Annotated in this window: 11 protein-coding genes and 1 pseudogene; 3 read left to right on the plus strand and 9 right to left on the minus strand. The window is 42.5% G+C overall.

Translation table 11 applies throughout. From position 1 onward, the window contains the following. Positions 1-23: 23 nt before the first annotated feature. Both V7L31_RS03340 and V7L31_RS03345 read right to left on the minus strand, forming a co-directional pair. Entirely contained in the window at positions 24-548 is a 525-nt protein-coding gene (locus tag V7L31_RS03340; RefSeq protein ID WP_179065051.1) for a phage tail protein, read from the minus strand. Further along, positions 548-778 carry a hypothetical protein gene (locus V7L31_RS03345; RefSeq protein ID WP_334694937.1) on the minus strand — a complete coding sequence of 77 codons (231 nt, stop codon included), beginning with the start codon at positions 776-778 and terminating at the stop codon, positions 548-550. The genes V7L31_RS03340 and V7L31_RS03345 overlap by 1 nt, the downstream gene beginning before the upstream one ends. Positions 779-971: 193 nt before the next feature. On the opposite strand from V7L31_RS03345, the gene V7L31_RS03350 reads away from it, so the two are divergent. Then, positions 972-2,231, plus strand: coding sequence for a hypothetical protein (locus tag V7L31_RS03350; protein ID WP_334694938.1), 1,260 nt, complete (start codon positions 972-974; stop codon positions 2,229-2,231). Positions 2,232-2,353: 122 nt separating this feature from the next. Here the strand turns inward: V7L31_RS03350 and V7L31_RS03355 are convergent, their stop codons facing one another. Together V7L31_RS03355 and V7L31_RS03360 are read right to left on the minus strand one after the other, a co-directional pair. Further along, positions 2,354-2,689, minus strand: a complete 336-nt coding sequence (locus V7L31_RS03355) for a XisI protein (protein WP_334694939.1) — start codon at positions 2,687-2,689, stop codon at positions 2,354-2,356. After that, positions 2,677-3,094: pseudogene (locus V7L31_RS03360) on the minus strand (XisH family protein). The gene V7L31_RS03355 and the pseudogene V7L31_RS03360 overlap by 13 nt, the downstream one beginning before the upstream one ends. A 342-nt stretch (positions 3,095-3,436) precedes the next feature. Here V7L31_RS03360 and V7L31_RS03365 point away from each other — a divergent pair. Continuing rightward, the gene (locus V7L31_RS03365; RefSeq protein WP_334694940.1) at positions 3,437-4,252 is read left to right on the plus strand and encodes an eCIS core domain-containing protein; all 816 of its coding nucleotides are present in this window, start codon (positions 3,437-3,439) and stop codon (positions 4,250-4,252) included. Here V7L31_RS03365 and V7L31_RS03370 read toward each other — a convergent pair. The 4 genes from V7L31_RS03370 to V7L31_RS03385 all read right to left on the minus strand — a co-directional run bounded on the left by V7L31_RS03370 (position 4,220) and on the right by V7L31_RS03385 (position 9,074). Further along, positions 4,220-5,197, minus strand: a complete 978-nt coding sequence (locus V7L31_RS03370) for a LysR family transcriptional regulator (protein ID WP_334694941.1) — start codon at positions 5,195-5,197, stop codon at positions 4,220-4,222. The genes V7L31_RS03365 and V7L31_RS03370 overlap by 33 nt on opposite strands. A 514-nt stretch (positions 5,198-5,711) precedes the next feature. Further along, complete coding sequence (locus V7L31_RS03375; RefSeq protein ID WP_334694942.1) at positions 5,712-6,563, minus strand: WGxxGxxG-CTERM domain-containing protein; 852 nt, start codon at positions 6,561-6,563, stop codon at positions 5,712-5,714. Between the two features lie 729 nt (positions 6,564-7,292). Next, the gene (locus tag V7L31_RS03380) at positions 7,293-8,615 is read right to left on the minus strand and encodes a HEAT repeat domain-containing protein (RefSeq protein WP_334694976.1); all 1,323 of its coding nucleotides are present in this window, start codon (positions 8,613-8,615) and stop codon (positions 7,293-7,295) included. Positions 8,616-8,660: 45 nt separating this feature from the next. Further along, the gene (locus V7L31_RS03385; RefSeq protein ID WP_334694943.1) at positions 8,661-9,074 is read right to left on the minus strand and encodes a QcrA and Rieske domain-containing protein; all 414 of its coding nucleotides are present in this window, start codon (positions 9,072-9,074) and stop codon (positions 8,661-8,663) included. A gap of 727 nt (positions 9,075-9,801) precedes the next feature. Between V7L31_RS03385 and V7L31_RS03390 the strand changes: the two genes are divergently transcribed. Further along, the gene (locus V7L31_RS03390) at positions 9,802-11,418 is read left to right on the plus strand and encodes a ferredoxin--nitrite reductase (RefSeq protein WP_334694944.1); all 1,617 of its coding nucleotides are present in this window, start codon (positions 9,802-9,804) and stop codon (positions 11,416-11,418) included. Positions 11,419-11,450: 32 nt separating this feature from the next. On the opposite strand, the gene V7L31_RS03395 is transcribed toward V7L31_RS03390, so the two are convergent. Next, positions 11,451-11,726, minus strand: coding sequence for a hypothetical protein (locus V7L31_RS03395; RefSeq protein WP_334694945.1), 276 nt, complete (start codon positions 11,724-11,726; stop codon positions 11,451-11,453). Positions 11,727-11,784 lie beyond the last annotated feature (58 nt).

An 11,784-nucleotide genomic window follows, 5' to 3' on the forward strand; every position in this document is an offset into this window, starting at 1 on the left:
AGTTATAGTTGAAAAATAGCCGATTAACTAGAAACAAAATATCCGGTTTTTTGATTTCGTTGTACAGAACTACCTCCTCCTGTAGCTCTGGCAACTTGTAAACCTTCATAAGCTAAAGTTAATTCTTCAATGGCAACGGCTTTGCCATCTGCTTGAAGTGTCGGTGTTTTCCAGGTTATCGGGATAGCACCAATTAAAGTCCAACTCATCATTGTTTCACCGGCTTGATTGAAAATCAGAATATTGACATTGCGCCGGGATGTTTTCTTTTGTTCATCAAAAACTGCATTCATCCAGTTCCAAAAACCTGGATGATCGGTAACTCCACGTTTAAGAGTTATGTCTGTAAATTCTGTATGACCTAAATAAATTCTTTGCTGATCGTTGACACCACCTTCTTGAAAAACATTTTTCTTAATTTGAATACTTAATCCTGAACATTCGGCGAAAGATGCAGCAATAGAACTGTCTATCTCAACGTAGAAACGATTAGTAGTGACATAATTTAATTCGTGAGTAATGTTGCCGTTATTAGCGCCTGTAGCCATCACAACCACCTTTGAGAATCATAATTACCTACCCTTTCGCGCTGCGATCGCAAGTCTTCTAGCAGCAGTTTATACACGTGTTCTGTAAGTTGGTTCAAGAGCCGCGAGTCATTGAGGTATTTACTCGCAGCATTCGCCGTCTTGTTAGCCGCCGAAACCCCTGCGTAGCCAGCAGTACCGCCAACATCTCCATCGAATGTGAAAAAACTCTGTTGCTGATTTGAGTCCATAAATAAAAAAACTCTCCCTAAATCAAGGCTAAAGGTACTGCATCAGAATCAAAAGTAGCCAAAAGTCGAACTTAGTTTTTCCCTAGATTTAGATTTTTGAGGAATTGTGTTGGAAATGCGATCGCAGTACTCTAAATTGTGAGTAACAGCAAAATATTCATCTAGCTACTGCTTGGGCAACCAGGAAAAGAAAATGAGAGAACACGTCAGCCAAGAGAAAAAAACTACTACAGGCTTCTCAATTCCATCCCTGAAACACCCAACACGCGGCTTTGGTTTGGAGTCGTCGGCAATTTCACGCCAAGCGGTTCCAAAAATACAACCACTCCATAAACCAGTTACTCACGATATCAGTCGTATACCACTGCGTACCCAAGCAAAACTTTCAATTAGCCAGCCTGGAGACATTTACGAACAGGAAGCTGATAGCGTCGCACAGCAGATGAAATCTCTGGACATACAACGACAACAAGCGCCAGAGAATGAGGAAGAATTACAGATGAAGCCGATGGTGCAGCGATCGCCGATGTTAATGATAGGTAGCGAAAAAAGTGAACCTATAATCCAGCGAGATATCGAAAATGCTACCTATGACAAATCCGATCCAACAAGTGCCGAGGCTTCTAAGGCTTTCTTCACAGCCTATAATGAAACTGTTCAAAAGGCATATAACTATGCAATTACCGTACCTAGTTTAGGAGCTTATGGGGAATTGAACGGTTATACCAAACTTTGGGTTCAAAAGTGGAATGAACATTTATCGCAAAAGCGCCCGAAGTTGATGGCAGCAGCCTTTGGATATGTAATCGAATCCTTGGTGAGTGACTCAAACTCGGAGTTTCACCCCAACATATCTGGAGAGTATTCAGTGGATACACAGGTAACAGTGGGTGGAACCCGTCCTGATTTAGTTTTGCGGTTAAAAAAAGGAAGCAACTATATTGCATGGCTAGATTTAACAGCCTCAGATAGTGTTGACCATATTTATACGAAGGATAATTGGTCTTTAAAAGTTAGCAATTTTGCAGAAGTTACCTATCCTTCTCTTGATCTTGGCACTTTAGCCTTCATGCAACAAAATAAAGACAATCAGGGCGGAATCAGCGAAGCGGATCTCAAAACAAGATTGGCTGCTGCTCAGGCAGAGTATGGAAAACGTAAAGAGCAATGGAAGGAGCTTGGTCAAAAATTTGCTTTCAATAAGATTTGGAAAGAAATGCAGAAGAGTCGGGAGACCTTAAGTATGATGCCAGAATATCCACGACAATTTATCTTGGAGAAACTAAAGAACGAATTCCAGGTTGCTGAATTAGATGAAAAGCTGGTACCAAGTATCTTAATTGCTATGGGCGTATCGGCAGTACCTTGGGGCTATACAACGGGATATAGCAGCAGTGAAAAAGCAGGTGAGGCATGGCTGATAGATAATGCGCCTGCTGAAGCTTCAACTTGAATATGTGCGATCGCCCGATACTATAAAAATTGGGTTGCCGAAAATTTAGACTTTCGATGAATTGTATTAAAAGTGCGATCGCCTGATCTTGTAGAGTGTGAAGTGCGATCGCGATGTTGTCGTTAAAAAACTCCATAACCCGTATATTCCCGCATTTCAGGAGATTGAAATCCTAAAACAATATCATCTTTTGGAATCCCTCTCTCTACAAGTTCTTGAGCCACTTTCATTTCCGTCATATTCTGCTCAATCGAAATTTTTCCCTGTTTAATATCCAAATGTAAAACACAACCATAGACTCGCCGATGACCATCCCATCCCACATTCATAACCATGTAATGGTCTTGTTTTGTATCAAAAACAGTGTAACAATCAATCTGACCATTCGCTATTGGGATAGCAGCATAAGTCGTCAACAACGACTGAATGATATGGCGATTAGACTCTAGGGTATCCATTGTACAATTACCTCTTGAATTGGGTCATAAATAATTTGTTTAATCTGATATCTCTCTACAGATATTTGGGCAAATTCCCGCTTGAAAAAAGCTCCATAAACACTTATGGGCACTGCCAAATAGAGAATGCGATTTGGATCGCTGATTTCTAAGGCAAGCCGATAATTCAAAAACTGTCCTAACGCAGCATGATAATCTGTTAATGGTGAATCACTCAGGAACGTTTTAATTTCAACTGCAATTTTTTCTTCACCCCGCTCTGCTCCTAACAGTTGCTCTGCACCTAAATCTATTTCAAACTTAGTTCCGCCAACTTCTAGTCGCAGAGGATCGATCGGTTATCTTCCACTGCTCCTTTTCTAAAGCAATTCTAACTACAGTGTGAAATTTATCTTTAGCTGCCATTGTTAACGTTTTCTGATTTACTTAACATTTTAGTGCGTAGGCGCAGCCCACCGCAGGCATCGCCACTATTGTAGAGTGCGAAAACGTGCGATCGCATCTCTTTTTTTTAGTTGAGTAAATGGACATGAAATTGTCAAATTATCAAGATTTGCCCACCCTACACCTCTTGAAGTGCGTAGGCGTAGCCCGTCGTAGACATCGCCCGATACTATAAAAATTGGGTTGCCGAAAATTTAGACTTTCAATGAATTGTATTAAAAGTGCGATCGCTGTACTCTAGTTAAAGATGATCAACTAGTATAGATATTTATCCACCGACTGATCGGGCATCAGGAGAAGTACATGAGAGAACGCGTAAGTCAGCCCAAAAAAGCAACCACTGCTTCCTTCTCAATACCTGCACTCAAACAACCGACGCGTGGTTTTGGTTTAGACTCCTCTGGTGCTTCATCCCAAGCAGTTCCATCGGTGCAACCCTTCAACAAACCACTAATGCACGACATTAGTCGTATATCATTACGTCCCCAAACAAAACTCACTATTAACCAGCCAGGAGATGTTTACGAGCAGGAAGCTGATAGAGTAGCACAGCAGGTAATGCAGACGATGGGCGAGTCTGTAAGTAAGCAGTCTGTGCAACGAGAAGCATTGCCAGAGGAAGAAGAAGAATTACAAATGAAATCTCTGGCGGATAACAATATTTCGCTACAACGAGAAGCATTACCAGAGGAAGAAGAATTACAAATGAAATCTCTGGCAGATACCAATATTTCACTACAACGGGAAGCATTACCTGAGGAAGAAGAATTACAAATGAAATCTCTGGTGGATACCAATATTTCGCTGCAACGTCAGGGTGGTGGAGTTGCAGCCACATCTGACTTGGAAACTTCAATCCAACAAGAACGCGGAGGCGGACAGCCGCTTTCAGACGATATCCGGCAACCAATGGAACAATCTTTTGGGACTGACTTTAGTGGTGTCAAAATCCACACAGATAGCCGCTCTGACCAACTCAACCAGTCCATCCAGGCTCGTGCTTTCACCACAGGGCAGGATATATTTTTCCGTCAAGGAGAATATGCTCCAGAGAGTAACGGAGGGAAGGAATTACTTGCCCATGAGTTAACTCACGTTGTCCAACAAAATGGCAGGTGACAAAGGCGATCGCTGCTGGTCAATTTGTAGTGGTATATTTTCTAGCACCAGTTGCCAAAAGTGTTTGATGGGTGGAATTTGTAGACGGTCTTGAGTTGTCACCATCACTACCCGACGAGTCAAACTGGAACCATCTGCTAAACCATTAGTATGATTGCTGGCTAAGGAACGAATCGCTAGGGTAGGGTCAAGACGTGCCTCCAGTAATGCTGATTGAGGTAGCAAAGCTATTAGTTCTCCTTGGCGCACAACTCCCCGAAAGGCATCTAGGGTATTTACCTCCAAAGCCGATTGGAGTGTAGCTTCCATGCGCTCAAATCTATCTTGTATTAGGCGCTGCATCCCATAGCCATCTTTAAAAACCACTTGGGGATAACGAATTAGCTCCGACCAAGGGATGAATTCATATTGGGCCAGGGGATGATTGGCTGCGGTTAAAACTTCTATCGGTTCATCATAAAGCACTTCTACCACCATTTCTCTACTGGTGGTTAAAAAGCGATTATTCATCACAATTGCTAAATCTACCAACCCATCTTTGAGGACTTTCAGGGCGCGATCACTTCCCAATGAAGTCACCCGCAATTGCACATCTGGATAATCATGACAAAATTTTTGTAACACTGGTGGTAAGTAAGATCCACATAGAGAGTGAATCACGGCAATGCAAAGTTCTGGTTGCTTTCCGGCGATTAAATCGGCTAATTCTTCTGTCGCAGTCTGCCACTCTTGGCAGATTTTGCGGACGCGGGGTAGCAAACGTTCACCTCCTAGCGTCAGTTTGGCATGACTGCTTCTGTGAAATAGTTCTATCCCCAAATCTGCTTCTAATGCTTGGATTTGCCGACTAATCGTCGATTGGGTAACACCAGATGTTCGCGCTGCTTGTTGAAAGCTGCCGGTTTGGGCGATCGCTAAAAAGGCTTGCAACTGCTCTAGGCGCATTTTTATGTAGCCTGAATTACATTTATTGGTTTCATTAAGTTAACGGATTTTTAACCATAATTTAGTAGAGTTTGTTACATAGGGGTTCCCAAGTGCATAAAGTAATCATGTTAAGACATCACCCCCAACCCCTCTTTGTGAGTTTAAAGAAGGTAAATAACAGAGCAAACACATCTAAATGTTAACAAAGCGGCAAGTAGAGGTGTGTTTTAACCCAGATTCCGCAGATATTGAAGCAGATTGGATAATTATGAATTTGAATAGTAAAAAGCCTGAAATAATTGTCAGATAATCATTTCAGGCTTTTTAAGCTATCAGCAAACATGAACTCCTTGCAATCATCCCTAATCACAATCAGCGATCGCTATCTTATGCAACTGTTGAACAACACACGGTTTTGTAGAACCTCAAGCAGATAGCCGTACACTTGCGTATACGGCTGCGATCGCGTCAGATTTGCAAGAGGCACAGAGGGCACAAACTACAGCTGTACCCTCCTAGAGTATTGTGAATACTATTTTCTGCGAGAACCTGTTACTTCATCAGGATCGCTATAAGCCCGGACTTTTTCACGATTACGAGTTAGTCCTGCTAAACCAGCTAAACCAAACAAACCTAGCCAACCCCAATTGAAACCGCGATCGCTAGTTCTTTCAGATGTTGTGATGCCTGCATTCCTATTAGTACCTGTAGCATCAGTGCCTGTACCAGTTCCCGTACCTGTGGAATCAGAGCCTGTTGTACCAGTACCAGTTCCCGTACTTGTGGAATCAGAGCCTGTTGTACCAGTTCCCGTACCTGTGGAATCAGAGCCTGTTGTACCAGTACCAGTACCAGTACCAGTACCATTGCCCGTTGTACCAGTGCCAGTTCCAAGACCACCGCCCGTTGTGCCAGTACCTGTACCACTACCCGTTGTGCCAGTACCTGTACCATTGCCCGTTGTACCAGTGCCAGTTCCAAGACCACCGCCCGTTGTGCCAGTACCTGTACCACTACCCGTTGTACCAGTGCCTGTACCATTGCCCGTTGTACCAGTGCCAGTACCAAGACCACCGCCCGTTGTGCCAGTTCCAAGACCACCACCCGTTGTGCTAGTACCTGTACCATTGCCCGTTGTACCAGTGCCAGTACCTGTACCACTGCTCGTTGTGCCAGTACCTGTACCACTACCCGTTGTGCCAGTACCTGTACCACTCGTTGTGCCAGTGCCTGTACCACTACCCGTTGTGCCAGTACCTGAGCTAGAGCCACCACTGCTAGAACCTCCACTCTGGGCAAAAACAGAAGGAGGTAAGGACACAGAGGCGAAACTGATGGCAAAGACAGTAGCTAAAACAGCTTTAGATAAATTCAAAGGCTTCATACTTATGGTTCCTTGTATGTTCTAGATTTGTGTGGGTGATTGATTTCCAAAACCGATATTGTCTATTCAATCCACTGCTAAATAGGTAAATATCGACCAGTTGTTGAGGAGTATTTGATCTAGCTTATTTTGGAAAAATTGAAAGCATTTGAACATCTCACAATGGCTGACTATTGATCAGAAAAAGTAAAATAATTCATAATCAGTAATTACTAATTCATAATTAAGAACGCACGACCAAAATCGCTTGCTCACAATTGATAGATGATAAAGAATAATATTTATTTAAAACAAATTATATTCTCTTAATTCTATCTATTTTTTTAATTACTTATTGTGAATTCTTTTGTTGCTTGTACACAGGATAGCTGATAGTTTGTTATCTAACTTCTACCCTAAGTGTAAAACCATTTATATCGCAGGACTTAATTTGGCATTTTAGTCTATGAGTGTGAAAAAACTATTTTAGAGTTTGCAATTAGTATCTAAAAACCGTGAAACTTAGCTTACTTAGCCAAAATAAAGAAAATACTACAAACTTTAACTTTTCGTTATTTGGATATAAATGAACTTGGAACTATAAGCAGCCAGATGCTAATAACGCTTGAGGCTCTATTCTATTAAGAATACTTCACAATATTATTTCACGTGATAACTTATAACTTCATACTCCAGGTGTGTCTTGCTTGCGACTTAAGGAATACTTTTATTATCAGTTATTTCTAAAATCTACCATTCGGCTAAAGCGATCGCTATTCCTTGTTTTAAATCTGGCGTGGTTGCATCGTTGTTTGCTAACTGCTGCAATTGTTGATGTGTGGCTTCACTATCCAGATTTTTCAGTGCAGCGATCGCATGTAGTCTCACCGATGCATTAGAATCGCCTAACAGCGAAATCAATGGTTCAATTGCCTGCATTTCGCCTAACTGTCCTAAAGATAAGGCGATCGCACTTTTAATGTTGGTAATCTCTGTGGTTGGGTATGGCGTTAGCGAAGCTCGCCGAAGGCATCGTAGTATTTGCAATAATATTTCTGCGGCTGGTGTAGTTAACTGCGGTTTTTGGACTCGTCCCAAAACTGTGACAATTTCTTGCCACACTGTTTCTGATGTACTTTGATTCAGTGCTGTTTGTAAATATTCCAAACTCGATAATGTCCCCACCCAGCTTAAAGCGCGGATGGTTTCTAATTGCAGCTTTATTGGTGTATCAGGTAAAATCAGCAAATCAAATAAGCATTTGGCAGCGTCATCACTCCCCATGCGAGAAAGGGAAGCTGCGGCTGCACAACAAACCTCAAGGTTAAAGTCGTAAAGCTTGGATTGCAGTCTCGTTACTAAATCTAATGCTTGGTGTAAATCGGGGCGAAAACCTAAACCAAGCACTGCTGCACGCCTCACTGTGGCGGCTATATCATCCAAAGCGTTCAACAGGATTGGTGCTACACGTTCGTCATGAAAACTACTGATGGCTTCAATTGCGGCGGCGCGGATTGCTGCTTGTGGATCTTGTACTACACTCAAGAGTGGTGTGATGGTTTCTGGTTGGCGAATATATGAAAGCGATCGCACTGCTAACAATCGTGTATCTTCATCTAATAGCAGTTCCGAGAGTGAAGTAATAGCAACAGTACCCATTTGCCCTAGTGCTGTAGCTGCGATCGCTTTTAATTCTTCATCTTCATCGGTTTTTAACAATTCAACTATTGCTGCGATGGCTTCTGGGTGTTGAAATTCGCCCAAAGTCCTGGCTGCATACCAGCGTAATTCTTCTTCTGCGTCTTCATCTTCTAATATCTCAATGAGTGGTGGAATGGCAATATTTCCCAAATTAGTCAACACTTTGCTAATTTCCCAGCGTTGCTGAAAATCCCCCATTTCTAACATTGAAAGTGTTAATTTCAGAAGATATTCTCGGTTTTTAATTATCTCTAAATTTTCCGAGTCTGTCCCCAAAGTTAACTGTTGCAAATATTGAATTAATGATGACCAATCAGCTGCATTATATGCTGTCTCAACTTGCACAAAAAGCTGTTTGATATTACTCACAATATCCTGCTATTAATTATCATCTTCTGCTCCCTGCTCCCGCCTCCATTAGCTTGGTTTGACTACAACAGAATTACCCTCAATTTTGGCAGCATAAGTTTTCAGCGCTTCTGTTGCTGGGCCTTTTTGCACTTTACCATCAGCCCCAAATTCCGAACCATGACAAGGACAAGCGAATTTTTTCGCATCAGGCTTCCATACTACAGTGCAACCTGCGTGAGTACAGGTAGGGTTAACAGCAGTCAAATTGGCGGCTTTAGATGTGCCCACTACCAGCACAGGCCCGGCGGGTGAGTCTTTCGCCAGCAATTGACCTGTTTTATCTAATTCTGTTGATGTACCTACTGTTTGCCAATCTTTAGATGCTGGAGTTGTTTGAGAAGAACAAGCTGCGATCGCTACAGGTAGAGAACTCGCAATCAAACCCAAACCTACCCAATTAATAAAATCACGACGTTTCATAGCTGTTGAAATATATCTAAGTTTTAACTAACATCTGCCACTCAATTTTGGATTTTAGATTTGGGATGAATCTATGGCGACCCAAAATTGCTTTAGTCATCTCAAATACCGTTGATTAAGCGTTTTACATCGTTCATTGGTGACTTTAATGTAAAAAATGCATAGTATTTGTGCATTTATTGCAGATTATACCAAAAAACGTAACATTTTATACGATTTTAACAAAAATCTCATCTTAAGTTATGAGTATCGAAATTGTTACATGAACATTATCGAACAGAATTCAATAGCGGAGCCGGAGACGCTCCGCCTCCGGTCAGAATGGGCTAAACCTTAGCTATCCGCTAACAGGATGAATTTTGACCGAAAAAGCGGATAGCGCAACGGTAACGAGTCTTTTCGAGTCGCGTCTTGATTCTGACTCCTGTTAGCGATAGCGGGGCGTTTAGCCCATTCTGACCTTTGAATTCTTTTTTATCTAAACCTGTTGACAAATTCCCAAGATGTAAATGGCGACAAGTTTTCCTTAACTAACCACGGATTTAAAGTTTCGCGTTGGAATGGTCTTGAGTAAAAATAATCAGCCGTAATTAAGTATTAAGTTTTTAGTTTTTATTCCCTAACCTTCGTAGATACATCACCCGATCTAACTACGGATTGATTGGTATTGGGAAATTACCAGCACAGATCCTCAGCATATCAGTAATTTACAACAAGATTCAGCTTCATGACAGACACAATAACTACCACCAGCCTCAATAAATTTGAGAAATTAAAAGCAGAAAAAGATGGACTTGCCATCAAGAGTGAAATAGATAAATTTGCCGCTTTGGGTTGGGAGGCGATGAACGAAACAGATCGCGACCATCGACTGAAATGGGTAGGCGTGTTTTTTCGCCCAGTTACTCCAGGCAAGTTTATGATGCGGTTGCGGATGCCTAACGGTATTCTTACCAGCAAACAGATGCGGGTTTTGGCGCAAGTGGTGCAGCGTTACGGTGATGATGGTTGCGCTGATATTACTACCAGACAGAATATTCAATTACGGGGAATTAGAATTGAAGATTTACCAGATATATTTAATAGATTTGACGCAGTTGGTTTAACCACTGTGCAGTCAGGGATGGATAACGTCCGCAATATCACAGGCGATCCGGTGGCGGGGTTGGATGCAGATGAGTTGTACGACACGCGAGAGTTAGTACAACAAATTCAAGATATGCTCACCAACAAAGGCGAAGGGAACCCAGAGTTTAGCAACTTACCACGGAAGTTTAATATTGCGATCGCAGGTGGAAGAGACAATTCGGTTCACGCTGAAATTAACGATTTGGCTTTTGTTCCAGCATTTAAGGAAGCAGGGGAGCAGGGGAGCAGGGGAGCAGGGGAGCAAAATTTTCCCTCTAGCCATTCCCACGACAACATTTTCGGGTTTAACGTTTTAGTCGGTGGCTTTTTCTCCGCTAAACGCTGTGAGGCGGCGATTCCTCTGAATGCTTGGGTGGCTCCAGAAGATGTAGTAGCCTTATGTAGAGCGGTTTTGGAAGTATTTCGCGATCATGGGCCACGTGCTAATCGGCAAAAATCCCGCTTGATGTGGCTAATCGATGAATGGGGTTTAGATAAGTTTCGAGCAGAAGTAGAAAGCCGTTTGGGTAAATCATTAATATCCGCAGCAGCTAAAGACGAGATCGACTGGGAAAAACGCGACCACATCGGGATATATAAACAAAAACAAGCAGGATTAAATTACATAGGACTGCATATTCCTGTCGGTCGGCTGGATGCCGAAGGTATGTTTGAAATCGCTCGTCTAGCAGAGGTTTACGGTACTGGCGAAATCCGGTTTACCGTTGAGCAAAACATTGTTATTCCCAACATTGCTGACTCGAATTTAGCAACATTTTTAACAGAAACGTTGCTACAAAGATTTTCGATTAACCCTAGTTTGCTGGCGCGATCGCTAGTATCTTGCACGGGCGCACAATTTTGCAACTTTGCCCTCATCGAAACCAAAAACCGCGCCTTGGCAATGATTAAAGCCTTAGAAGAAGAGTTAACCTTCACCAAACCAGTGCGAATTCACTGGACAGGTTGTCCCAACTCCTGCGGACAGCCCCAAGTTGCAGACATCGGCTTGATGGGAACTAAAACTCGCAAAAATGGTAAAACTCTCGAAGGCGTTGACATATATATGGGTGGCAAAGTCGGCAAAGATGCTCATTTAGGAACCTGCATCATCAAAGGCATACCATGCGAAGACTTACAACCAATATTGCAAGATTTACTCATCCAAAAGTTTGGGGCAAAACTCAATAAAGAAGCCTTAGTCGTTAGTAACTAATTTGTCATTTGTCATTGGTCATTTGTCATTGGTTAAAACTCAGATTTTAACCTTAAAGGCTCAACTTCCGAGTTCAAAGGTGCAACTTCCGAGTTCAAAGGTGCAACTTCCGAGTTCAAAGGCTCAACTTCCGAGTTCAAAGGCTCATCTTCCGAGTTCAAAGGCTCAACTTCCGAGTTCAAAGGTGCAACTTCCGAGTTCAAAGGTGCAACGTCCGAGTTCAAAGGCGCAACGTCCGAGTTCAAAGGCTCAACGTCCGAGTTCAAAGGCGCAACCTCCGAGTTCAAAGGCTCAACGTCCGAGTTCAAAGGCGCAACCTCCGAGTTCAAAGGCGCAACTTCTCCGTATTTTCTTCAATTAGAAAGA

The organism is Nostoc sp. (genome assembly GCF_036916655.1).
Taxonomy (GTDB): Bacteria; Cyanobacteriota; Cyanobacteriia; order Cyanobacteriales; family Nostocaceae; genus Nostoc.

What these genes read in the sequence shown, in the direction of transcription:
- V7L31_RS03340 (WP_179065051.1), bottom strand. Translation starts at nt 548, where the DNA reads ATGGCTACAGGCGCTAATAACGGCAACATTACTCACGAATTAAATTAT.
- V7L31_RS03345 (WP_334694937.1), bottom strand. Translation starts at nt 778, where the DNA reads ATGGACTCAAATCAGCAACAGAGTTTTTTCACATTCGATGGAGATGTT.
- V7L31_RS03350 (WP_334694938.1), top strand. Translation starts at nt 972, where the DNA reads ATGAGAGAACACGTCAGCCAAGAGAAAAAAACTACTACAGGCTTCTCA.
- V7L31_RS03355 (WP_334694939.1), bottom strand. Translation starts at nt 2,689, where the DNA reads ATGGATACCCTAGAGTCTAATCGCCATATCATTCAGTCGTTGTTGACG.
- V7L31_RS03365 (WP_334694940.1), top strand. Translation starts at nt 3,437, where the DNA reads ATGAGAGAACGCGTAAGTCAGCCCAAAAAAGCAACCACTGCTTCCTTC.
- V7L31_RS03370 (WP_334694941.1), bottom strand. Translation starts at nt 5,197, where the DNA reads ATGCGCCTAGAGCAGTTGCAAGCCTTTTTAGCGATCGCCCAAACCGGC.
- V7L31_RS03375 (WP_334694942.1), bottom strand. Translation starts at nt 6,563, where the DNA reads ATGAAGCCTTTGAATTTATCTAAAGCTGTTTTAGCTACTGTCTTTGCC.
- V7L31_RS03385 (WP_334694943.1), bottom strand. Translation starts at nt 9,074, where the DNA reads ATGAAACGTCGTGATTTTATTAATTGGGTAGGTTTGGGTTTGATTGCG.
- V7L31_RS03390 (WP_334694944.1), top strand. Translation starts at nt 9,802, where the DNA reads ATGACAGACACAATAACTACCACCAGCCTCAATAAATTTGAGAAATTA.